At 45.9% G+C, this 22,661-nt stretch carries 19 protein-coding genes; 7 read left to right on the top strand and 12 right to left on the bottom strand.

Annotated elements, in window-relative coordinates; all coding sequences use genetic code 11:
- The first annotated feature begins 737 nt into the window (after nucleotides 1-737).
- The 6 genes from NBH06_RS03005 to NBH06_RS02980 all read left to right on the top strand — a co-directional run bounded on the left by NBH06_RS03005 (nucleotide 738) and on the right by NBH06_RS02980 (nucleotide 10,041).
- On the top strand, nucleotides 738-2,564 hold the full coding sequence (locus NBH06_RS03005) for an ABC transporter ATP-binding protein (RefSeq protein WP_046411858.1): 1,827 nt from the start codon (nucleotides 738-740) through the stop codon (nucleotides 2,562-2,564).
- 551 nt (nucleotides 2,565-3,115) lie between these two features.
- Nucleotides 3,116-4,435, top strand: coding sequence for a hypothetical protein (locus NBH06_RS03000; protein WP_250792717.1), 1,320 nt, complete (start codon nucleotides 3,116-3,118; stop codon nucleotides 4,433-4,435).
- 104 nt (nucleotides 4,436-4,539) lie between these two features.
- Nucleotides 4,540-6,534: a S8 family serine peptidase gene (locus tag NBH06_RS02995; protein WP_021891086.1), complete on the top strand. Its 1,995-nt coding sequence runs from the start codon at nucleotides 4,540-4,542 to the stop codon at nucleotides 6,532-6,534.
- A 336-nt stretch (nucleotides 6,535-6,870) separates the two neighbouring features.
- Nucleotides 6,871-7,263 (top strand): hypothetical protein, encoded by a 393-nt coding sequence (locus NBH06_RS02990; protein WP_155012057.1) that lies wholly within the window; start codon nucleotides 6,871-6,873, stop codon nucleotides 7,261-7,263.
- A gap of 440 nt (nucleotides 7,264-7,703) precedes the next feature.
- The gene (locus NBH06_RS02985) at nucleotides 7,704-8,180 is read left to right on the top strand and encodes a hypothetical protein (RefSeq protein WP_250792715.1); all 477 of its coding nucleotides are present in this window, start codon (nucleotides 7,704-7,706) and stop codon (nucleotides 8,178-8,180) included.
- A 667-nt stretch (nucleotides 8,181-8,847) separates the two neighbouring features.
- Nucleotides 8,848-10,041, top strand: coding sequence for a pyridoxal phosphate-dependent aminotransferase (locus NBH06_RS02980; protein WP_250792712.1), 1,194 nt, complete (start codon nucleotides 8,848-8,850; stop codon nucleotides 10,039-10,041).
- 725 nt (nucleotides 10,042-10,766) lie between these two features.
- On the opposite strand, the gene NBH06_RS02975 is transcribed toward NBH06_RS02980, so the two are convergent.
- From NBH06_RS02975 to NBH06_RS02960, 4 genes are all read right to left on the bottom strand, one after another.
- Complete coding sequence (locus NBH06_RS02975; RefSeq protein ID WP_008861285.1) at nucleotides 10,767-11,114, bottom strand: DUF2023 family protein; 348 nt, start codon at nucleotides 11,112-11,114, stop codon at nucleotides 10,767-10,769.
- A gap of 20 nt (nucleotides 11,115-11,134) precedes the next feature.
- Nucleotides 11,135-11,635 (bottom strand): flavodoxin FldA, encoded by a 501-nt coding sequence (fldA, locus tag NBH06_RS02970; protein WP_008861284.1) that lies wholly within the window; start codon nucleotides 11,633-11,635, stop codon nucleotides 11,135-11,137.
- A gap of 569 nt (nucleotides 11,636-12,204) precedes the next feature.
- Complete coding sequence (locus tag NBH06_RS02965) at nucleotides 12,205-12,693, bottom strand: S-ribosylhomocysteine lyase (RefSeq protein ID WP_250792709.1); 489 nt, start codon at nucleotides 12,691-12,693, stop codon at nucleotides 12,205-12,207.
- A gap of 17 nt (nucleotides 12,694-12,710) precedes the next feature.
- Nucleotides 12,711-13,394, bottom strand: a complete 684-nt coding sequence (locus tag NBH06_RS02960; RefSeq protein WP_021891626.1) for a 5'-methylthioadenosine/adenosylhomocysteine nucleosidase — start codon at nucleotides 13,392-13,394, stop codon at nucleotides 12,711-12,713.
- A 154-nt stretch (nucleotides 13,395-13,548) separates the two neighbouring features.
- Here NBH06_RS02960 and NBH06_RS02955 point away from each other — a divergent pair, with 154 nt between their 5' ends.
- Entirely contained in the window at nucleotides 13,549-14,061 is a 513-nt protein-coding gene (locus NBH06_RS02955) for a 3'-5' exonuclease (RefSeq protein ID WP_155012063.1), read from the top strand.
- Between the two features lie 584 nt (nucleotides 14,062-14,645).
- Here NBH06_RS02955 and NBH06_RS02950 read toward each other — a convergent pair.
- The 8 genes from NBH06_RS02950 to NBH06_RS02915 form a co-directional block, all read right to left on the bottom strand.
- The gene (locus tag NBH06_RS02950) at nucleotides 14,646-15,245 is read right to left on the bottom strand and encodes a WG repeat-containing protein (RefSeq protein WP_155012064.1); all 600 of its coding nucleotides are present in this window, start codon (nucleotides 15,243-15,245) and stop codon (nucleotides 14,646-14,648) included.
- 954 nt (nucleotides 15,246-16,199) lie between these two features.
- Nucleotides 16,200-16,676 carry a thioredoxin gene (gene trxA, locus NBH06_RS02945; RefSeq protein ID WP_008861278.1) on the bottom strand — a complete coding sequence of 159 codons (477 nt, stop codon included), beginning with the start codon at nucleotides 16,674-16,676 and terminating at the stop codon, nucleotides 16,200-16,202.
- A gap of 330 nt (nucleotides 16,677-17,006) precedes the next feature.
- A complete protein-coding gene (locus NBH06_RS02940) occupies nucleotides 17,007-17,585 on the bottom strand; it encodes a PepSY-associated TM helix domain-containing protein (RefSeq protein ID WP_008861277.1) in 579 nt (192 codons plus the stop codon).
- A 16-nt stretch (nucleotides 17,586-17,601) separates the two neighbouring features.
- A complete protein-coding gene (locus NBH06_RS02935; RefSeq protein ID WP_046412694.1) occupies nucleotides 17,602-18,177 on the bottom strand; it encodes a hypothetical protein in 576 nt (191 codons plus the stop codon).
- Nucleotides 18,178-18,262: 85 nt separating this feature from the next.
- Nucleotides 18,263-19,486: a DUF4857 domain-containing protein gene (locus tag NBH06_RS02930; RefSeq protein ID WP_250792707.1), complete on the bottom strand. Its 1,224-nt coding sequence runs from the start codon at nucleotides 19,484-19,486 to the stop codon at nucleotides 18,263-18,265.
- Between the two features lie 21 nt (nucleotides 19,487-19,507).
- On the bottom strand, nucleotides 19,508-20,179 hold the full coding sequence (locus NBH06_RS02925; protein WP_195331309.1) for a hypothetical protein: 672 nt from the start codon (nucleotides 20,177-20,179) through the stop codon (nucleotides 19,508-19,510).
- Between the two features lie 19 nt (nucleotides 20,180-20,198).
- Nucleotides 20,199-21,083 carry an ABC transporter ATP-binding protein gene (locus NBH06_RS02920; protein WP_155012069.1) on the bottom strand — a complete coding sequence of 295 codons (885 nt, stop codon included), beginning with the start codon at nucleotides 21,081-21,083 and terminating at the stop codon, nucleotides 20,199-20,201.
- A gap of 31 nt (nucleotides 21,084-21,114) precedes the next feature.
- Nucleotides 21,115-22,641 (bottom strand): DUF6850 family outer membrane beta-barrel protein, encoded by a 1,527-nt coding sequence (locus NBH06_RS02915; RefSeq protein ID WP_250792705.1) that lies wholly within the window; start codon nucleotides 22,639-22,641, stop codon nucleotides 21,115-21,117.
- Nucleotides 22,642-22,661 lie beyond the last annotated feature (20 nt).

The following is a 22,661-nucleotide window of genomic DNA, read 5'->3' as shown; positions in this document are numbered from 1 at the left end:
GACGGAAGGGTTGGAAAATACCGGCAGTGGAGGTGGCGGAAGTCAGGACTCCTCTCCCTCTGTTCATCGTAGATGAGATAGGGGGAGTGCCCGTAGGGCGAGGGGGTTAGATTCTTTCAGGCAAAGTACCAGATATTGAACGTTGAACTGGCCGATAATTTTAGTAAGGTTAGATTCTACAATTAGAAAAACTATGTAATTTTTTCAACCTCTCTCCTCGGAACTGTCATTTCTTCGGTGTCTCCCCTATATTACTAACGTAACTCCCCGTAATACTACGGGGCACGGCAGGGGAGAAGGTTGTATTGCTTTATCTCGTTGTATAAAAACTCGTCTGATTGTAGAAATAAGAAATGTGTCCCCTTCCTCCTCCCCTGTGTTTTGCCATGCAAAATATAGGGGAGGTGTCACGCAGTGACGGAGGGGTTGGAAAATACTGGCAGTGGAGGTGGCAGAAGTCAGGACTCCTCTCCCTCTGCTCATCGTAGATGAGATAGGGGGAGTGCCCGCAGGTCGAGAGGGTTAAAGAAATACCCGCAGTAGAAACAGAGACAGGCATTAACCTCTTCCCCTTTCGAGGTGTCTCCGAAAGAAAAGTGCAATAGCTATTCCCCGGAAAAATGCTCTTTATCGGGTCGGTTGGAAACTTTTTAAGCTCCTGTTTCTGCTATCTTTGTATTTGTGTTATCTTTGCAGCCGTAAACTGCTCGGTTCTGTCCGGGCTCAATATGTGAAGCATGAAAGATTTTTTTTCCATACTCCGGCGATTTGTGCCCCCCTATAAATATTACCTTGCCCTCAATATCTTTTTCAATATTTTGGCGTCGGTCTTGACGCTTTTCTCGTTTGCCCTTATCATTCCTATATTGGAAATATTGTTCAAGCTCAAACAGGCTTCTTATACTTTTATGGAATGGGGGTCGGGTTCCATTAAAGATGTGGTGATAAATAATTTCTATTATTACATTACAACGATAATCGATGAAAAAGGAGCCGGTTTCGCCCTGTTGATATTGGGCGTTTTTTTAATGGTGATGACCTTTTTCAAGACGGCCGCTACCTATTTGAGCTCCTATTTCATGATACCGCTTCGGTCGGGAATCGTGCGCGATATTCGCAATTATGTGTATGAAAAAGTAGTAAGTTTGCCTATCGGTTTTTTCACCAGTGAGAAGAAAGGCGATGTCATGGCCCGTATGTCGGGAGATGTAGGGGAGATAGAAAATTCGATAATGGCATCGCTCGATATGATGTTCAAGAATCCCATTATGATTATTGTCTGTTTGGCGACCATGTTCGCCATTAGTTGGCAGCTTACTCTTTTTGTCTTGATTCTGCTTCCTACGGCAGGATACATTATGGGACAAGTGGGTAAGAAACTGAAACGTCGTTCTCTCGAAGGGCAGAATCAATGGGGATTGTTGATGTCTATCATAGAGGAGACTTTGGGCGGGTTGCGCATTGTCAAGGCCTTCAATGCCGAGGATAAAATGATAAAATGGTTTCACGACGATAACAATCGTTTTTATCGCATATCCAATCGAATCAACCGCCGGCAGTCGTTGGCGCATCCCATGAGCGAATTTTTAGGCACGTGTACCATTTGTATCGTCCTTTGGTATGGCGGCTCGCTCATCTTGTCGGGAACGAGCAGTATCGATGCCGCTTCGTTCATTTACTATCTGGTTATTTTTTACAGCATTATCAATCCGGCGAAAGATTTGTCCAAAGCTGCTTACTCCATACAGAAAGGGTTAGCCTCTATGGTGAGGGTCGATCTCATTCTGTCGGCGGTGAATCCCATACAAGACCCGAAGAATCCGGTAGAATTGAAGGAAATGAAAGAGGGGATAGAATATCGGGGAGTCTCTTTCCGGTATAGTACCGAAAATGTCGTGAAGCACGTCGACCTTTCCATTAAAAAGGGACAGACGGTCGCTCTCGTAGGGCAGTCCGGTTCCGGAAAATCTACGATGGCCGACCTTTTACCACGCTTTTACGACGTGAATGAAGGGGGAATTTATATCGACGGAATCAATATCAAAGATTTCAGAGTGCACGATTTGCGGGGATTGATGGGAAATGTCAATCAAGAAGCCATTCTCTTTAACGATTCTTTCTACAACAATATAACCTTCGGGGTGGAAAACGCAACGATGGAGCAAGTCATCGAAGCGGCAAAAATCGCCAATGCGCACGATTTCATCATGGCGACCGAACAAGGATACGATACCTGCATTGGCGACCGGGGAAGCCGTCTTTCGGGCGGGCAGCGACAACGTGTGAGTATAGCCCGTGCAATCCTGAAAAACCCTCCTATTCTTATTCTCGACGAGGCGACCTCGGCTCTCGATACCGAGTCGGAACGGTTGGTACAGGAGGCTTTGGAGAACCTTATGCGTAATCGCACTACGCTGGTAATAGCTCACCGTCTTTCCACGATAAAAGATGCCGATTTAATTTGCGTCATGCACGAAGGCGAAATTGTGGAACGGGGTCGTCATGACGAATTGATAAAACTCGACCGCTATTATAAACGTTTGGTCGATATGCAGAAATTCTGAGACGTTCCGGAAAAGATACGCCGAAGAGCCTCCTCTCGGTAACCTCTTCGGCATCACTCATTTCGATGATTAATCGATTACCTTTTTGTATGTCCCTTCCGGTAAAGCCGTTTTATCCATAATATTCTGTTGTGGAGTGTCTTGTCGTTTTGTAATACAGGGCAAGTAGAAATTGTGCGTGGGTTGATTGGAACTCGTATGGCTTGTCGTTGATAAAATAAATTCCACAGAAAACTTTTTTGATTTTTATTCAAAGTATTTATTAAGATTGGCTTTTGAAAAATAAAAGCAATATTTATATATTGTTATAATGATAAAACTTTCGTTTTCTTTCTTGTCTATTAATATTATTTTATATAACTTGCCTCCTCTTATAAAAATAAGATCGGTCTGGCTTTATTCCATAATTTGATATAGGCCGATAAAGTTGTTGGAAATTCGAATATAAAATATTGATATTCAAATTGATATTGTCTAAAACGCTGGTTAAAAATCGAATAGTTTGTTGAGCTATATTTTTACAATTATTATACATAAACAAAATTTAGATTATGATGAAAAATTTCTACAAAAAGCTATCGTTTGTAATGGTCATGGGCATCTCTCTTTCAAGTTATGCCGCATGGAACGGTGATGCAACTGCTTGGACTCAGGGCGATGGTTCGGAACAAAATCCGTTCTTGATAGAGAACGAGGCGCAACTGTCGCATTTGCAGCAAACGGTGACAACCGGTGAGACCTATCAAGGAAAATTCTTCCGCCTGACCGTCGATTTAGACATGGGTGGCAAGCAAATGCCTTCGATTGGTCACTATAATGACTATACGACACAAGAGAATCCTGAGTTGGTCAGAGAGTCGAAAGTGTTTCGTGGAACTTTCGATGGTGATTTCCATACCATCGACAATCTCACGATCGTAAGTAATAATGCCGAAGCTACTCTCGGTGGAGTAGGGCTTTTTGCAATCTCTTACCCCGAAACTCACATCTGTAATCTCACTCTCGGGCAGGGTGTTACTGTTGAAGGTAGTGAATTCGACAATGTAGGCGGTTTTATCGGTTATAGTTCGGGTGGCAAGGTGGAAAATTGTCGCTTCATGGGTTTGGTGAACGGGGGCAGTATGAACGCTGGGGGCATCGTGGGTGTTGCCGAGGTGGCTATGACGATCTCCGGTTGTGTAAATACCGGTAAGTTGGTAGGACATTCGTTTGCCGGTGGTATTGCTGGGTCTGTCAGTATGTCGAATGTTCAAAACTGTTATTCTTCGGCTACAATCTCATGTCCATTGGCCTATTGGGTAGCCGGTATTGTTGGTTGGGCCGAGCAATCCACAGTCTACAACTGTTATGCTATCGGTTCTGTCGAGGCGGAAGTTGGTTCTTCTTTCTTGCCCGGTAAAAGCCCCATTTGTGCAGAATTGGAAAAATCTTCGGCTTCCGATTGTTACTATGTCGAAGCGCTCACCGGCTGTAAGCCTTTGAGCGAGCAGGCCGGTGTGACCGCTGTTACGGAGGAAGAAATGAAAGCTGCCGATATGATTGCTAAACTTAATGCCAATCTGTCTGCTAATGCGTGGGGTGTAGGGGCCGACGGCTTCCCGGCTCTTCTGTGGGAAATCGATGGAACGGGCAGTATCGAGTCTGTCGGTGCGACAGCCGGAATTGAGATTGTTAAAGAGGGCGACCGTTTGGTGATTGTATCGGCAACAGGTGAAAAAGCTCGCCTTAGTGTTTACGATATTACCGGTAAAATGATCGTGACGGCTGTTGTCACCGATGGCGATTGCATTACGGTGCACGATAAAGGAGTATGTATAGCCTCGCTTGTTACAGACGATGGCAATCGCACGACCCATAAATTTTTGTTCTAAAAAGTAACGAGAAAGTGAAGGGGAATCGCATGCTGTCGGTTCCCCTCGTTTTCTTTGCATTATAATATCATCGACTTATGATAATGCGAAAAAAAATTACATGTATGGTTGCGGCTGCGTTGGCCTTTATGGCTTCGGCGCAGCCGTTTCAATCGGTATATTATCCTTCGAAACTCACCGCTTCCACGATTACCCGTGTTCATCAGAGAGCATCGGCCTTGCGGTCTGCCGATGAGAATATACATGCCATAGTGAGACTTTGCGACGAGGCCGACCTCGATAGGCTTGCTGCGGATTATGGAGTGGCGTTCAATGTGGTGACGGGTAACCTAGCCACAGCGGTAATCCCGATGAGATCGTTGGTGGCTTTTGCGGAAGATGCTGACGTCGAGAATGTTGATGTCGGAAATACGGTGAGAGCTATGACCGACCTCGCGCGTGAGTATTCGCAAGTGGATGCTCTTCACGGAGGTCTTCCCGATTTCCCTCGCAGTTTCACGGGAAAGGGCGTGCTGATAGGGGTGATTGATACGGGTTTTGATTTCATGCACCCTGCATTTCGCGATGCCGAGGGCAATAGTCGCATTGTTCATGTATGGGATCAGAGCGGTAGGAACGGAAACACTCCTTCTATGGGATACGGTGTGGTATTCGATACCCCGGAACTGATTCGCTCTGCGGCTCATGATGTTTCGAGAGACACTCATGGCACTCATGTGGCTGCGATTGCAGCCTCCTCGGCCGATGTGTATAAAGGTATGGCGCCGGAGTCCGACATTGTGGTAGTGGCGACCGACAAGAGCGAATCCGGAATTATAGATGCCCTTGCCTATCTGCTCGATTATGCCGAGAAAGAGAAGAAACCGATAGCTATAAATCTTAGTATGGGTACGGTCATAGGCTTCAAAGATGGGACTGATCCTATCGCGTCGATGATTGACGAGCTGCTCGACAAAAGCGGCAAAAAATGCCTTATGGCGATTGCGGCCGGTAACGAGGGGCATCGCAACTCCACGATTGTGACCGAGGCCACGGGGCAGGGTGAGGTGATTAACACATCGTTTACTCCGCCATCGCACATGCGTGAAAATATCTTTATCGGGTGTTCGACCACATCTGCATTTCAAGTGACCCTCTCGTTGGTAGGTAGCGATGGAGTCGCTTTTGAAACTTCGATTAGCTCCGATGTTTCCGAATCGGTAAGTCACGAGAATATAACCGGTGAAAAAGACTATTCGCTCGTCACGCTTTCCCCTATGAAAGATGCCGATGGTTTGCAGCGCGGTGTGAGCATCAACCTCTATGCCCCGTTGAAAGACGGGCAGAAATGGAACCTCTCAGTGACGGGCGCTGCCGGAAAATACATTGCATGTTGCGATTACGGGGAACTTGATAATGGCTCCAACGCGAGCACGATGGCGGCGACCGCTTGTGGGCAAATTCCCATATCGGTGGGTGCTTATGTGTCGCGAGACAAGTTTACCAATTTACAAGGTACGGAACGAAGTTCCGATTGGACTGTGGGCGAGAGGTATCCCCTTTCCGGTATGGGACCCACATTTGATGGACGCGATAAACCCGATGTGCTTGCACCGGGTGCACACATAATTTCGGCGATCAATAATTATGCGGCATCTTACAATGTAAATCGCGAAGACTTGGCTTATACCGAGGTCGATGCCCTGATTCCCGGGCGTACCAATTATTGGGGGGCAATGTGCGGGACATCGATGGCGACGCCGGTAGTCACCGGCATTATGGCATTGTGGTTGCAAGCCAATCCTCGGCTCGACTTCGATCTCGTGCGAAAGCTCATCGGCTCCCCCGGATCTCACATCGATGCCAAAACCGGTATGGAGTCGCTGTTGGCAGGGGTAGAGCTACCGAAAAGCAAAAACACCGTGCCCTATATTTACAATCCCTTCACACGCAGTATCGCTATTATCGGTGAAGGAGTCGTTTGTGTAGAGGTGTTTGCTGTCGACGGTACTTTTTTAAAGAGGAAAAATCGGCCCGTGGAGCCTGTTCATATCCCCGAAGGAGCTATGCGCATTGTGCGTATAACCACTTCGACAGGCTCGCATATCTTGAAAATATGATGCTGCACGGTGTTGCTCTCTGTCGAGAAGTCTGCTTGCGAGGATATATCGCATGATTATGGGAGAAAATATTCATTGGAGAGGCGAGAAAAGGATATCCTTGCAATGGGGTGAAATTCAATTTTGAAAAGATAACCTTTCGGTTGGGATTTGGGGAGCAGTCTCAAAGTCAATAGAAAGAGCCGTATTAAACTCCGTTTTCTTCCTTTTCGACCATACCGATCGCCCGTTTAGTCATGTCATTTGATTACACGTGCGTTAATGTAAATATATATCATAGAACCGATTCTTGTGAATCTCGAAGATTTTTTATATGTTTGCTGCATGAAAGGTTTCATGAGAAAAATAGTAGTTTTCCTATTTGCCACTATATTCGGGCTTACTTCTGCCATCTTTTTGTCCGCAGGAGGCGAAAATGAGCTTGTGAAACCGCAAGACCCCTCTTATCCTTATAGTCTTATCGATGTTCGGGCACAATCCCTGCCTATACAGAATTTTACAGCGATTATTCCGGTAGAAAGAGGGCTATGCGTGAATGTTTCACGCTTTCCGTCTTCCCCGATAACCGAGGAAGCGAGTGGAAACGCTGCATTTTTGTATGAGCAGCAATTATGTTGTCAGTTAGTAGATCTTCGGGAGAAGATCGTCGGTGATTGTTATGATAAATATAAGGCACAGTTGTGCTACGACGGACATTATCTCTATTCCCTTTGTAAAATGTTGATTTAGTGGAATGACGGTGGGTAGCCGTTATTCACGGGTAGCCGGGAGCCTCGCCCGGTTTTCTTGCTGCATGTATGTGTGTGGCAGGAAAGGACTTGCATATATTGAATAGTTTGGTATTCCCGATGCATGATTCTTTGGCTGTATGGAGTGTGCGTATATTCGTATTCCTGTCTTGCTGTAATGCGATAGAAAAGAGATAGCTCGCAGATTCAGAGACATGGAAATTCGGCAGAGATATCGTCTTTTCGGTTTGATTACATATGCTATCTGGGGCTCGGCACTTAGGACCTATTTTGAGATTTGTAGATTTAAGCAATCAAAATAGTTTCGTGGAATTTTAATTATTAATTATTTTATTACGATTCAATTAGTTTTATCATCAAATGGAAAATATAGAAAAGGAAACTGTTTCTTCTAAATTTATGGAAAATCCTTATATTGAAATGAAAAAGAAAATTTCTGTAAATGGTATTATTGCACTGGTAATTGCTATACTCGCTTTTGTAGGTTCATCTGCTGTTTCCGATCCTCAGTCCTCCCTCAAACTTTTTTTGATTGTGTTGGGTGCGGGACTCCTTATATATGGATTGATAAGAGTTGCAGTGGGGAATAAGATAGCTGTTTGTCGGGCTACTGGAAAAGTGTTGAAAAAATATGAACTACTTTTCGAAAGCGCCGAAGTTTCACGGTTAAAACAAATGGTAGAGTCGGGTAATTTTCAATCTATCGATACGTTACAGCGGGCGGTAGGCCACAAGGCTGGGGCAAAATTGACTTTATTCATCGATGCGGATCATAATTTTGCGACAGCACAAGTTTCTGAATTTATACCGTTTGACTATGAGCCGGTTATGTCTCCGATGAGTTATGAAGGCGAGGTCGTAAAGACAATCGCAACGTTAGTGACTTCTGGGACATAACGGATTTTTTACTACTTATACTACTACTTTGTTATTAGAAATGATCGTAAGATAGACTCTTTGTTTCAAGTTATTTAGAATAATAACCAAGAGACATGCTACTGAATTAATGTATTTTTTAGGCTCCCTCTGTTCGGCTTTCATAATTTTCGAATAGAGGGAGTTTTTATGATTTGGTTGAGTAGACTAGGTTTTGGGTCAGTAGAAAATCCGTGGGGTAGACCTGAATTTTAGCGATGAAGTCTTTGTCGATAACTATATTCCAGCCTTTTCGGAGAGTTTGATTTACAGTTCTGTTACTGTTATCGGGGGCTCCCTTTTTCCCTGCCGTGTCCCATAGTATTACGGGGAGTTGTGTTAGCAATATAGGGGAGATACAGAGGAGCGAAAGCGACGAAGAGAGGGGTTAAAAAAAAGACAGCGTATAGGATTTTTTATTGTAAAATCTAACCCCTTAGCCCTGTGGGTACTCTGGCTATTTGCTCCGAAAAATTATTCTGGGAAAGAAATTTGCGATAGAATGTCGTTAATTATTGTCGAATTGGTTTCCTTTACGTATCTTTGCGCAAGAAGCAAAATAGACAGTATTCGGTATGGCCGGATAAATTGGTCACTGTCCATCTTTGCGTTATCTTTGCATAGTGTAACAATATAAAAAATAATTCTCATGAATCAAGTATCCGATCGTTTGGCAGCTCTTGCTCCTTCGCAAACGCTTGCGATGTCACAAAAAAGTAGTGAACTGAAAGCACAAGGAGTAGATGTGATTAATCTGAGTGTGGGAGAACCCGATTTTAATACACCCCAGCATATTAAAGATGCCGCGAAAAAAGCGATAGACGATAATTTCTCGCACTATTCGCCGGTTCCGGGATATATGGATTTGCGGCAAGCCATTTGTGCGAAGCTCAAAAACGAAAACGGACTCGATTTTACTCCTGAACAGATTGTCGTTTCGAATGGAGCCAAACAATCCATTTGTAACACGATTCTTGCCCTTGTCAATCCGGGAGACGAAGTAATCCTCCCCGCCCCGTATTGGGTAAGTTATGTAGAGATGGTTAAACTCGCCGAAGGAAAGAATGTGATTATCGAGACGGGCATCGAACAAGATTTCAAGATGACGCCTGCCCAACTCGAAGCCGCTATCACGCCCAAGACCAAGCTGCTCATTCTCTGTTCGCCCTCCAACCCTACCGGCAGCGTCTATTCTCGTGAAGAGTTGGAAGCGTTGGCCTCCGTTTTGGAACGCCACCCGCAGGTATTTGTCATTTCCGATGAAATATACGAACACATCAATTATGTGGGAGCCCATCAAAGTCTCGCGCAATTCCCCTCTGTTCGGGAGCGGATAGTCATTATCAACGGGGTTTCCAAAGGCTATGCGATGACCGGTTGGCGTATCGGGTTCATCGCTGCTCCGTTGTGGATTGCCAAAGCCTGCAACAAATTGCAAGGACAATACACATCGGGAGCATCATCTATCGCACAGAAAGCCGCGGCTGCCGCTTTTGCCGGAGAGCAAGGTTGCGTAGAAACCATGAGACGAGCATTTCAACACCGTCGCGATTTGGTCGTACGTTTGGCAAAAGAAATACCCGGACTAAAAGTAAACGATCCGCAGGGAGCATTCTATCTCTTCCCCGAGGTTAGCCACTATTTGGGGAAGTCCGACGGCGAACGCAAGATAAACACCTCTTCCGATTTGGCGATGTATATCCTCGAAGTAGGTCATGTCGCAACGGTGGCGGGCGATGCTTTCGGGGCTCCCGATTATCTTCGTCTGTCTTATGCCACTTCTGAGGAGAATATCACCGAAGCCATGCGCCGTATGAAAGAAGTCCTCGCCCGTTTGAAGTAAGATCCGCCGAATCCGGTTCAGTAGAAAAATAAAAGGGTTAGCGATGAATTTCTTGTCGATAACCACATTCCAGTCTTTCCGGAGAGTTTGTTTACAGTTCTGTTACTGTTGTCGGGGGCTCCCTTCGCCCTTCGGGCACTCCCCCTATATCGCTGTGTGACACCCCGCAATGCTGCGGGACACGGTAGGGGAGAAGAACAAACACAATACACAGGAAAGTATTAACCTCCTCCTCTGTGTTTTGCATAGCAAAATATAGGGGAGGTGTCCGCAGGACGGAGGGGTTAGAAAATACCGACCGTGGAGATGACAGATTCAGGTCTCCTCTCCCTCTGCTCGTCGTAAATGAGATAGGGGGAAGTGCCCGTAGGGCGAGGGAGTTGAAAAAAATACTGGCAGAAAAGGAAACAGAAGCGGATATCAACCTCTCTCCGGCTGTGTCTCGTAGCGTTACGGGGAGTTACGTTAGTAATATAGGGGAGACACCGAAGATACGGTAGTTTCTTCGGAGAGGGGTTGGAGGTGTATAAAAAGAAAATTTCCTCTGATGTCCTCCTGAGACCTGAATCCCTTTTTAGGAAGATACAGATACCTATTCGATAAAAACAGAGAACACCGCTCCTCACGGGGCGGTGTTTCTTTACTAACTAAAAACAAACTCCAATGTTTTGGATTTTTCTTTCCCCGCGAATTAGATCTGGCTTTTGGGGGATTTTATAATTATTTCATTTGGCTTTGCGCTTGCAATAGCGGAGACATTGTCCGCAAATATCGTAACCCAGCATGGCTCCCAATATGAAATCCTCCTCTGGTGTCAGTTCGTTCAAAGGTCGGGAAGTCATGGATTGAATCACTTCGATACACTCCCTGCGGCCGAAAAACAGATTGATTTTATTACAGCCGATCGGTTGAATGCAATAATCTATGTTTTGGCTGTTCAATCGACTGACGGCAAACTCTTCATATTTTTTGTTCGTCGTATAAAGAACCATGTTGCGAACACCCTTCTTGTATTCATACACGTGGTTCAGAAACACTTTCAATTCGGCCGGATAGGCATTGCACGTAATCATGGGATGCCGGTTGTAAAAGGTTAATCTTTCAAACTTTTTACCCAGTTATCGATGCGACCTTCGGTCTTGTCCGATTCATTCATTTCGTCGAGGGGAAGCCCCGCGAATTCACCGTCTACAACTGCCGTAGAAGAGGAAAAGTTGTAATCGCCCGTCGGTACGTGATTACCGATAAACTTACAGCCCGTCCCTTTCAGCTCCTCATACAGTACGCCTATTCCGTCACAGAACGTATCGCAGTACGACTCCGAGTCCCCGCACCCGAAGAGTGCGACCTCTTTCGAACTCAGGCCAGCCTTTTTCAACACCTTCACAGCGTCGTACCAATCGTCTTGCAACTCTCCGCAGCCCCAAGTCGATGTACCCAATACCAATACGTCGTATTCCTTTACCATTTCTCCGGTCAGTTTGGAAGCATCGTGTACGTCGTTCGAGGCGACACCCAACTTTTGTGCGATTGTATGGGCTACACTCTCGGTAGTACCTGTGGAAGAACCATAAAATATTCCAATTTTTTTCATCGTTTTATTCTTTAATTTTTCACGATGTAAAGTAACGACTTTCGGCGAGCTTTCGAAATACCTAGTTATAGGGATTTTATGGTCGTCCAATACTCAATTTGTGTGGAATAATAAGGAAAAAGAGGCTAATTTTTATAAAAATACTGGCTCGATAGGAAATCAGATAGGATTGTCATACCCCCAACCCCTCTCCTCGAAACCACTGTTTCTGAGGTGTCTCCTTTATATTGCTAACGTAACTTCCCGCAATACTACGGGACTCGGCAGGGGAGAAGAACAAACACAATACACAGGAAAGTATTACCCTCCTCCTCTGTGTTTTGCATAGCAAAATATAGGGGAGGTGTCCGCAGGACGGAGGGGTTAAAAAATATCCATAGCAGAGGAAGCATATAAAAACATCACTCTCTCCCTATGTTTCTGTAAAGGAATAGAAAGTACTCACAAAGCAAAAAGAAAGCACAAAAGGCCGATCGAAGTGTCGCTTTTAATCCTCTCCCCCTGCTCATCGTAGATGAGATAGGGGGAGTGCCCGAAGGGCGAGGGGGTTAAATTCTACAATCTCCCCACTATTTTTCGATAGTAGGATAAACCAAGTTCTTTTCTTCTATAACATCGAGAACCTCGCGCAGATATTTGTCTGCCTCCCATCGAGCCATAGGCAGGTCGTGCAGCGGATAATTTCCGCAGTCGCGTGGAGCGGCTCCCGGCACTTCGCCGTCGAAGTCGCGGATAAATCGGAATGTCTCCCGCATTAGTTCTACAATGTCTTTCGATTCGAGGTCACCCTGCATTAGGAAATAATTTCCTGTACAGCACCCCATCGGGCCCCAGAATACGATTTTGTCGCCCCATACCGGGTGGTTACGCAAAAATGTGGCGGCTAAGTGTTCGATCGTGTGCAACGCACCGTAACCGATGGCCGGTTCCCGGTTGGGTTCTTTCATTCGAATATCGAAAGTCGTTACGACGTGGTCGCCCAAATAATCTTTACGGGAAACGTAAATGCCACGTAATAAATGGATATGGTCGATGGTAAAGCTCGGTATCTTTTTCATATCGATTGTTTTTTGTTTTACAACACATTGATGAGTTGGGTTAAAATCTCGAAAGAACGATGAGGCGCATTTTCCCAGAAATTGTTATACTGGTCTATATGGCCGTCGACACCCGGTGTATCGCTAATGATACGGAAACTCAGGAAAGGAACGTGACGTAAGTAACATACTTGTGCGATAGACCCCGATTCCATATCTACGGCCATGCCCTCGGGGAAAAGCCCTTTGATTTGCGAAAGTTCCGCCGGATCGGTGATAAAACGGTCGCCGCTGCAAACCAATCCCTTATAGAGAGACAAGTCGGTCGATACTTTCAAAGCCTTTTCCACCAATGCCGGGTCGCTGTGGAACCGGGCGGGAAGTCCGTCTATCTGCCCCCATGCACAGTCTTCTCCGCACCAAACGTCGTGGTAAACGATTTCGCTGCCCACCACTATATCCATGACATGCATCGACCGGTCTATACCTCCGGCGACACCGGTGTTCAGTATGCAGTCGGGAGCATATCGGTCTATCAGTTCGTAAGTCCGTATGGCCGACGATACTTTCCCTATTCCGCTTTGTGTCAGAATCAGTTCATGTTTCCCATTCGTGCCGATAATGAACAGAGACGAACCGTGCTGCTCTTCCCGAGGATTTTCGAGTAAACAGCGAACGCATTCCAATTCGCTTTGCATGGCTACGATAATACCTATTTTCATATTCGTTTTTCTTAAATTAGGGAGTAGGAATAGGGCAAATCCGTTTCCTGCTTCAAAGGTAGGTCATATCTCATGCATGACAAAATTTGCAGGAAGAAATTTCGATAATGCGATAATCTTGTTTTTTCCGTATCTTTACCCGAAGAATAATCGCATGAAAAATTTTGTCGCCATAGATTTCGAAACCGCCAATTACGAGCCTACGAGTATTTGTTCCGTGGGGCTTGTGGTCGTTCGTGGCGGGGAAATAACGCAACGCATGCATCGGTTGGTTTGTCCCGAACCCGATTACTATATCCGCCGTTTTTCCGAACAAGTACACGGCATCTATCCGGCCGATACCTGCGGGGCTCCCACGTTCGACGCGGTATGGAGCGAAATCGTTCCGTGGGTCGAGGGGCTACCTTTCGTCGCCCATAACAAGGCTTTCGACGAACGGGTGCTTCGGGCTGCCTGTCGCATGTATGGCATCGATTATACCTACGGGACATTTCTCTGTACCCTCCGACAGGCGCGTCGGGTTATTCCCCGCACGTCCATTGCCAATTACCGGCTACCCACGGTTTGTGCCTATTTGGGTATTCCCTTCGACCGCCATCACTATGCACTTGCCGATGCCGAAGGCTGTGCGCGCATTGCCCTCCGTTTGTGGGTAGACGAAGAATAAGAAACGTTCGCTATGTCGTTTTTGATACGTTCGCTTATTTTTTACCTATATATCTCCGAATGGTGGAAAATACTTTTCTTCTCTTTCTCGTATCTATGTAGCATTGCCGGATATTCATACACTTCTCTTAAAACAGAGATGGATCGGTGTGACACTATTGGAATGGTATTTTGAACCTCCTCCCTGCCGAGTCCCGTAGTATTACGGGGTGTCGCCCAGCAATAGGGGGGAGAAGAACAAACACGATACACAGGAAAGTATTACCTTCCTCCTCTGTGTTTTGCATAGCAAAATATAGGGGAGGTGTCCTCTGGACGGAGGGGTTAAAAAATATCCTTAGCAGAGGAAGCATATCAAAACATCACACACTCTCTCCCTATGTTTCTGTAAAGGAATAGAAAGTACTCACAAAGCAAAAAGAAAGCACAGAAAGGCCATTCAAAGTGACATTTTAATACTCTCCCTCTGCTCATCGCAGATAAGATAGGGGGAGGTGCAGGACGAGGGGGTATGAAGCGAAGATAAGACCTCTCTTTATCCTTAGTTTTTATAAGACAAAAAAGAATAAAATTTACAGTGATTTCTTATAGTGAGGGATTATTTATAAGAAGGCTGTTTGGCCATTCTTTATAGCTGTGTTGAACGTCAATAATGGTATTTGTGTTTAACAGTGTGACTTCTATCATCGAAATATTTTCGATGGCCTCCTTTATCTTTACTATTATCCAATCGTTAGAGTTGTCATAAGGTAAATAGAACCATCTGGCCAATCCTATAAAACCAATCCGATATTGTCTATTTTCTTTATCATCTACAACTTGCGTCGGGATCCATTCCATAACGCTAAATTGAGGAAGTGATGCTCCCCTCTTGTCTATATAGAACCATTTATCACTTTCCCAATAATGATATTCTCCTTTTGAATTTGGTACTACTTTTTTTTCTCCTCTATTTGTAACCTTTGCACGTCCGTCTTTAAAAGGAAAACCAAAAGCAAATTGAGGTTTAATGATAATTGCACCCTTTTCATTTACATACCCTATACGCCCTTGCCTGTCTGCAATGCGGCGCATTCCGTCTTGTAGATAGTCTTCACCGTTATCGATTTGATAGATTGTATAGCATCTATTTGGTATACATCCGACAAATAACAATAAGGTAAAAAGTTCAATGTAATATTTCATATAAGATATATTCTATCGTTTTCTCTTAACTGTATTTGGCTATAAATATAATAAAAGTTTCATTCATAACTCTTTACGAATGAAACTTTTTTGTTGGAATGTAATGAGGCGCGGTATTTCTCACTTGATATTCTCTCTTTGTGCGATATGGGTTGTTGTATGTTCGGCTTTTTTATCCTACCGAACCGCTCGTGTGTATTTTTTACTGAACTTTGTGAACTTTATTCGTCCCGAATGAGGTCAGTGAAATTCGATAGGGGAGATGTTATGCGGAGCCGGAATGGGTGAAACCACTCAAAGTAACGTTTCAATCCTCTCCCCCTGCCGTGTCCCGTGGCATTACGGGGTGTTTCCGTAAGGGAATATAGGGGGAGTGCCCGTAGGGCGAGGGGGTTAAATTCTACAATCAAAAATCTTATATGCTATCTTCCTCAACCCCTCTCCTCAGAAACTATTGTTTCTTCGGTCTCTCCCCTATATTCTGCGTTGCAAAACACAGGGGAGAAGTGTAAAATCTATCTCTCCACCCAAAAAGGAGAATGCTTTTTAACCCCCTCACCTATACCCTGCGGTATTGTAGGGTATTCACACACTCCTCCTCTGCGCACGTATGTGCGATTGGGCGAGAAGGCTCGTAGAGCCGGAAGATTAAAACAACGGTGGAGCGATGTATTGAAAGATTTCTACTCTCCTCCCTGCCGTGTCCCGTGGTATTACGGGGTGTCGCCCAGTAATAGGGGGAGAAGAACAAACACGATACACAGGAAAGTATTACCCTCCTCCCCTGTGTTTTGCATAGCAAAATATAGGGGAGGTGTCCTCTGGACGGAGGGGTTAAAGAAATATCCTTAGCAGAGGAAACATATCAAAACATCACTCTCCACTAAGACAAAACGTAGAGTGTGATGTCACGTAGAGCCGGTGAGTTGAATATCGATAACTTTCGGCGTGTTGTTATTTTACGAGCAGTACCTCTTTGATAGCCTTCTGTAAGGTAGCTTTATCCATGAATCCGGCGGCGATTTGCGGTTGATTCTTCATCGGACAAAATAGTAATGTAGGGATACTCTGTACACCGAAGGCGGCGGCAAGCTCAGGTTCTTTATCCACATCTATTTTATAGACATCGATTTTCCCGGCATATTCTCCGGCAATCTCCTCCAATATCGGAGCCAACTTTCGGCAAGGACCGCACCATGTAGCGTAAAAATCGATAATACAAGGCTTCGAGCCCAAGTACTCCCACTTGTCGGGCGTTTTCTCATAGTTCGCCACTTTCGAGAGGAATTCCGCTTTGGTCAAGTGGCGGGGCTTGATTTTCTGTTCTTGCTTGTTTTTTCCTGCATGACTCTCGGTGGAGCTTTGGGCTTGGCACGAAAAGATGAACACCATGCAGGTGAAGGCTATTCCTATTACATGTTTTATTCTCATATCTTTATGGTTTTATAAATTGGAAATAAATGAAAATCGTGGCTGCATCATACTGACAAGAGAGCGAATATCGCCGATTCTTTTTTCCCTCTTGCCACACCTTGCGACATCACAGGCTGTATACTTCATCATAGGAAAGGGCCGGCCTGTGGGCGAGGAAGCAGAAATAGATACAGTCTATTCCACGATAGGCTACAAAGATACTCGCTTTACAGCATGAATCTGTTTCTCGGGGTGCTATTTTTCAGATTATTAGAAATTCTTATCATACAAAAATTCCGTGAAAGGCGGCATCCCTTCACGGAATCTTCGTATGGCAATCGAACGGTCTTACAGTAAAATGAACGCCAGAGGAATGAGTATGCCTGCGGCAAATTCTATACCGCCCCGTCCCCAGAAGCCTTTACGCCCTTTAAGCATGACAAGCCCCGTGAGGGTGATGACGATGAGCGACACGGCAAAAATGTCCGAGAAGATCGTCCAGTTCCGGTTCGGGTTGTAGTGCAATCGATTGAGACTGCTCAATATAGGGCGTTTTTTCACCGATTCGTAATAAGCCTCCCCCGTCTCGGTGTTCACCGTCAGCGACGAGCCGCCTTTGATAAACACCTTCATGGTGTTCTCTTTCGGGAAATAATGTTGGGTATAGTTGTTACGCTCACCCAAGTCATCGAGCAAATCGAGCACGTACGCTTTGGAAAAGTCTGCTTTCGCTTTCGGAAAATTCCCTGCGATTCGGTATTCTTTCTGTGTGATACTGTAATCGGAGTTAAAGTCGCGTTTGTGGTTCAGCATGATGCCAGAGAAAGCATAAATGAGAATGACCCCTGCAAAAAAGAACGAAAGATCCCTATGCAGAATGTGACACCATTTTCTGAATTTCCCCGATATACGTTTTTCTTTCGACATGTTCGGTTTCTATGAGTTAATTTTTAATTTCGTAACTGGTCGTGTTGATGTGATACGACATCACGAAATAGTCTTTACCGGCTTCTTTGGCTTTGGCAAGGCGTTCGCGGAAGTTCTGTATGCGACCTTCGAATGTATTGATGTCGGCTTGTCCGGCAGCTTTCTTTTCACTTTCGCATCCGGCTTCTCCGTCACCGTGTTTCTCTCCGCTTTGATTTTTGTACTGTTCTTCCATTCTCTGTATGGTAGCTTCATCGATACGGTCTTCTTCGAGAGTTCCCGTCACCGATACGAGGCTGTTCACAACCTCAGCGGGGAAGCTGCCCAGTTCGCAAGCCTCTGCACGCAACATTTTGGTGTCGTCGGTTCCCATCATGAAGAGTTTCTTGCCGCCGTGTTTGCAGATATGGGTGCACACACCTTCTACGGTAACGGTTTTTCCTACGAGGCTGTCCCCTTTGGCTAAAATGTCGTCTACGCTCAGAGCCACTGTTGCGGCGCTTTCTTGATTCTGATTCTCCTTAGCTTTGTTGTTGCAGCTCACCATAGCAAGCAAGGCGACGGCTGCAAGGATAAAAATGGATTTTTTCATATTGTTGTAGTTTAAATGTTTGTAAATCTTTTCTTTATTTTTGTTATGACAAAGATAGCAAATATTTTATAAACGAATCGTCGGGTTATGCCCGTTTGCAAACCAGTAGCGGAATAAACAGATATATGCCCAATATCATTGTCGCTACGGTCGTTATGAATTTTTGACGGCGGCTACATGTGCTACCTTTACATGCTGTAAAATAAAGCAAAGCGGCCAAAACGAAGTTCAAAATCAGTACCCAGCACGATCCCATGCTCACACGCGGTTTTACCCATTGGTCGTCGTAAGATGTGAACGACAGTTCGAACGGGAAAATATATTTCGACCATTTGTCGAGAGCGGTCTCCGGGTAGTCATAGCGCAGGCTGTCGGCGAAAGCATAACTGTCAGCGTCGACGGCGTATGTGGTCACGCCTCTTTCGTCGCTTATTTTTAGGGTCCAGTAGAAGATATCGCCCATGATGGTCAGGGTGTTGGTCTTGGGGTCGTATTTGTCTATCGGCAATTTGTGCAACGTGTAATCCCGATTCAATACATATAGGTTGTTATCTTTGTCCGTTAACAATCCCAGTGTTTTGCGGTTGCTGAATTCGGTGATGGCTACATGCTCGATACCCAATTCGGGAGCCACACCCGTTTCACGCACGTAGGGCAGTCCTTTGGTTTGTTTCACATGGAATACTCGGTGGTTGTTGTCTACCATCAGATAACCCTCGTCATACTCTTTCCGGTTCGTCGGGTTTCCCGACAAGGTTCGCACGGGAAATTCAAACCCTTTTTGTTTCATGACTTTGTCGAATAAAGCCGATTTTTTTTCGTTGACCGTGTTGTCCCGCATATCGATGAAAGTGATACGATCGGTCGTGCGGAAAGCTTCGATGGGGTTTTCGAGGTCGATCCGGTCCGGCATCGATTCCATAATCATGTTCAATGCGGGCTTCGTCACATTCACGTCTCGGCCCGACTGCTTGAATGTGAAATTTCCGTGAGCGATGATTTTCGGGGTCACCTCTTTCCCGTTGATTGTGTCGGGCAGCCGGTCTTTCGAGAACAGCTGTCTGTAATAAAAGGTAGGCAATATGGAGTCGAATTGTGCTACCGTATATTCCGTTCCGTTCGCGTCGTAGCGTTTTACCCCGTTATCCTTGCTCGATTGTATGTATGCGAACCGTTTGGTTACGCAACTGTACAACGTGAAAGGATCGTTTCCCGGTTTGGAGGCTGCGAATTGCAAAAGCCACGGCAATAACCACGACAATAGGACGACAGCCGTCAGGTAGAAAAATATTTTGCTGAATTTTTTCATTGTAGTATACCGTTTTTGAAATTAGTCTTGGCAACCTTCTTTGAATCGGACAACCGACCGGATAGAAAGCGATGCGCACAGAATGGTGAAAATAATAAGCGTCGGCAGAAACGAATTATAGGCTTCCGGTTTGTCGAGCAGGAAAAAGATTCGCACGATACCTGCGGCGATCAGCAGATTGACGATGCGCAGCTTCCACGTCGGTTCGAGGCATATCCACGCTGTCATCAGGTAGGCGGTATAACCGCAGATATACCACGGAGCCGCTGTCAGCAATATGCGTGCGACCATTTCGCAGGCGATATGTTGTTGCAGGTAAATCCACAAGGAAGCGGCTTGCAACAGAAAGACGATGCTGATTTGCGCGACTCCCGCCAGCAACATCAATAGAATCATGCGTTGCTGGGGATAGGGAAGGTGTAAAGTCAGTTTCAGCCGTTTCTGCGTCATTTCGGGAATAAACTGCGACGAAGCGAACAGTGCGCCTATGATGAGCGGCAGGTATTGTAGCAACTCGATAAACACGGTATCCCGGCTCAACAAGATGGCCCACAGGTGGTCGGCCCCCTTGAAAGTGATGACCCGGTTGATGCGCATCATGACGTATCCGGCGAAACAAAGCGATACCAGCAGGGTAATGAAAAACAGTCCCCGGGTTTTGATCCACTCTTTGAAAAATATAGCTTTATTCATAATTCCGATGATAAAAGGATTAGTATTTTCCGGTCAATCCGATGAAAACGTCTTCCAGATTCATTTTCTCGGATTTGAAATCGGTATAGGGTATCGATTGCTCTTGCAATATCTGTTTGATACGTTCTTCGTTTTCGAACGAGTAGGTCTCGGCAGAATCCCGTATGGCCGCCGTGCTGTATAACGACGGGGCGTGGGGGAGCTTGTCGGGCGACGATGTTTTGAAGGTATAGCGTGTGAAGGTGTCGAGCAATTCCTTTACAGGCTTCTGAATCAATATGCGGCCGTAATCCATGATGATACAGTCGTCGACCAGCCGTTCCATGTCCTGTATGATGTGCGAGGTAAGGAAGATGGTCTTTTCTTCGGCTTTGGCGTATTCGCGCAGATATTCTGTGAAGAGTCGGCGGTAGCCGGGGTCGAGTCCTATCGAGAAATCGTCGAGTACCAGCAAATCGGCGTTTTGGGCGAGAATGAGACCCAAAGCCACCTGCGATCTTTGTCCGCACGACATGCGGGAGATTTTTTGTTTCGGCGCGACTTTCAGTTTGCGCATGAGTTCATAATAGGCCTCTTTGTTCCATTTCGGATAAAAAGCCGAGTAAAATCGCTCTATCTGTTCGATATTCATGAACGTGTATTGCACATGGTTCTCGATGAGCAGGGCGATACGCTCGCGGGTCACCGGCTGCATTCGCTGTATGTCTTCTCCGAAGATACGGCATTCGCCCGAGCGGGGTTTCAAGTAACCCATTAAAATATTGATCGTGGTCGTTTTCCCTGTGCCGTTTTTCCCCAGCAACCCCAAAATCCTCCCTTTGGGGACTTCGAAGTTGAGGTCTTCGTATATTTTTCTCGACCCGTAGTAATGGGTGAGGTTCGAGCATTTGATAATTGTTTCCATATAAAAAGCTATATGTGTTTGTTCTTTTCGGTCAGAAGTTAAATCCTATATTTACTCCGGCATAGTTGGCCGTGCCGTGCTTTTCGTAATGGCTCTGCTGCCAGTCGGCGGCGACCGATAAAGCCCAGCCCGAGAATATTCGGCTCCATTCCAATGCTATTCCGTAGTTTGTTCGTCGGGCCTTCGACAGGACGAAATTATGTTCCAGCATTTCACGCACGCAGTCTTTCTGTACGGTCGGTATGGACAATTCCCCGTTGCCGCCGGTTCGAATTCCTATGTTTCCCGATAAAGATAGTAGAGATTTTTCGAATATGCCGCTTGCATCTATTTTCAGTCCATATTCGCTGCTGTTGGTTTTTAGCCTATGCTTTTTCTCTTTTTGACGAATATCGGTGTGAAACCACAGGTAATAGGGGCGAATGTACCCTTTAAAATTTTTCCCGGCCTCTATGCCGTACAGTAATTCACCTTGTATTTTCATTTGGTCGGAGGTGTACGGGGTCGTGCTGCCTATTTGGTCGTAATTATTGCCGGCGGCACTGCCGAAGGTGTTCTCTGTCCCTTTACGGTTATAGAGAGCTCCTTTTACTTGAATCCCGACTGTGTGCATGTCCTGCTTTGTCGAATATCCGGCGGTCATATCGAGCAGAGTGCGGTCGAGTACGGTTAAAGGCAGGTTGTTGTACCCGTCGAGATGTTGGGTCACGCTATATTTGCGGTAGTTCGCTGCGGCGTATATGCCCTTCCTTCCTTGTGCGGGAAGCAGTTGAATGCCGGCTCCGTAACCGTAGCCCTTGTAGTTCGTATCGGTGACATCGCCTTTCCCGAATCGTACCGAGGTCGTTCCCAGTCCGGTCATCGTATAGATATAGGCGCTACCCAGCGGGGCATAAAAGTCGAGCGTGTTGTCTTGGCTATATATTTGTGCCAAGACCGATATTCCCACGACATATTTACCCAATCGCACGGAACCTCCGCCGGCAAAATCGAGGTCCGAGACGATGTTCTTCGGACGAGGATCCCGGTTTCGATATTCCAGTGCGGCACGGTAGCTCCCTTCGATACCCCATGTGAATTTTCCGGCTCGACCCGAATATCCTCCCGTGAAGGCATATTCTTGCAGGGAAAGGTCTCCCCCGATGGAATCGGCCATGACGTAGGGGTAGAGCAGTTCGAAGTCTGCTGTTTCGTTCCATACGACACCGGTTTCTTTTCCGGTTGTGTAGCGGGCGTTACCCCACAGGCGGGTGCGATCGCTCAGCTTTATCCACGACGATACGTCGGCTGCTCCTTTCAGATAACCGTCGCCGGCTTGCAAGAGGGCAGCTTCGTTTTCTTTTCCGTAAACCCCGTTTAAGGAGATACGAGTCAGAGAAGTACAATGCTGGTAATATCGGGTGGCCGGGTTGGTATAAACCGTTTCTATCCATTTCGCAGGCAAGGCTTCATACTCGGCAATCGTGCGAAGCAAAGACAAAGAGTCTCTTTCCGCCCCCTGCAAAGCAGGGAGCAGAAAGAGTGCTATGGTTAGAAAAGAACAGAAACGTATTTTCATGACGACCGATGTCTGTTAAG

The organism is Barnesiella sp. B2-R-119 (assembly GCF_023656675.1).
GTDB classification, from domain to species: domain Bacteria; phylum Bacteroidota; class Bacteroidia; order Bacteroidales; family Barnesiellaceae; genus Barnesiella; species Barnesiella intestinihominis.
Note: the sequence above shows the minus strand (reverse complement) of the source record. Positions and strands in the feature narration are given on the sequence as shown.

What these genes read in the sequence shown, in the direction of transcription:
- NBH06_RS02930 (WP_250792707.1), bottom strand. Translation starts at nt 19,486, where the DNA reads ATGAAAAAATTCAGCAAAATATTTTTCTACCTGACGGCTGTCGTCCTA.
- NBH06_RS02995 (WP_021891086.1), top strand. Translation starts at nt 4,540, where the DNA reads ATGGTTGCGGCTGCGTTGGCCTTTATGGCTTCGGCGCAGCCGTTTCAA.
- NBH06_RS02950 (WP_155012064.1), bottom strand. Translation starts at nt 15,245, where the DNA reads ATGAAATATTACATTGAACTTTTTACCTTATTGTTATTTGTCGGATGT.
- NBH06_RS02980 (WP_250792712.1), top strand. Translation starts at nt 8,848, where the DNA reads ATGAATCAAGTATCCGATCGTTTGGCAGCTCTTGCTCCTTCGCAAACG.
- NBH06_RS02925 (WP_195331309.1), bottom strand. Translation starts at nt 20,179, where the DNA reads ATGAATAAAGCTATATTTTTCAAAGAGTGGATCAAAACCCGGGGACTG.
- NBH06_RS02965 (WP_250792709.1), bottom strand. Translation starts at nt 12,693, where the DNA reads ATGAAAAAGATACCGAGCTTTACCATCGACCATATCCATTTATTACGT.
- NBH06_RS03000 (WP_250792717.1), top strand. Translation starts at nt 3,116, where the DNA reads ATGATGAAAAATTTCTACAAAAAGCTATCGTTTGTAATGGTCATGGGC.
- NBH06_RS02920 (WP_155012069.1), bottom strand. Translation starts at nt 21,083, where the DNA reads ATGGAAACAATTATCAAATGCTCGAACCTCACCCATTACTACGGGTCG.
- NBH06_RS02960 (WP_021891626.1), bottom strand. Translation starts at nt 13,394, where the DNA reads ATGAAAATAGGTATTATCGTAGCCATGCAAAGCGAATTGGAATGCGTT.
- NBH06_RS02955 (WP_155012063.1), top strand. Translation starts at nt 13,549, where the DNA reads ATGAAAAATTTTGTCGCCATAGATTTCGAAACCGCCAATTACGAGCCT.
- NBH06_RS02975 (WP_008861285.1), bottom strand. Translation starts at nt 11,114, where the DNA reads ATGATTACGTGCAATGCCTATCCGGCCGAATTGAAAGTGTTTCTGAAC.
- NBH06_RS02915 (WP_250792705.1), bottom strand. Translation starts at nt 22,641, where the DNA reads ATGAAAATACGTTTCTGTTCTTTTCTAACCATAGCACTCTTTCTGCTC.
- NBH06_RS02990 (WP_155012057.1), top strand. Translation starts at nt 6,871, where the DNA reads ATGAGAAAAATAGTAGTTTTCCTATTTGCCACTATATTCGGGCTTACT.
- NBH06_RS02940 (WP_008861277.1), bottom strand. Translation starts at nt 17,585, where the DNA reads ATGTCGAAAGAAAAACGTATATCGGGGAAATTCAGAAAATGGTGTCAC.
- NBH06_RS02985 (WP_250792715.1), top strand. Translation starts at nt 7,704, where the DNA reads ATGAAAAAGAAAATTTCTGTAAATGGTATTATTGCACTGGTAATTGCT.
- trxA (WP_008861278.1), bottom strand. Translation starts at nt 16,676, where the DNA reads ATGAGAATAAAACATGTAATAGGAATAGCCTTCACCTGCATGGTGTTC.
- fldA (WP_008861284.1), bottom strand. Translation starts at nt 11,635, where the DNA reads ATGAAAAAAATTGGAATATTTTATGGTTCTTCCACAGGTACTACCGAG.
- NBH06_RS02935 (WP_046412694.1), bottom strand. Translation starts at nt 18,177, where the DNA reads ATGAAAAAATCCATTTTTATCCTTGCAGCCGTCGCCTTGCTTGCTATG.
- NBH06_RS03005 (WP_046411858.1), top strand. Translation starts at nt 738, where the DNA reads ATGAAAGATTTTTTTTCCATACTCCGGCGATTTGTGCCCCCCTATAAA.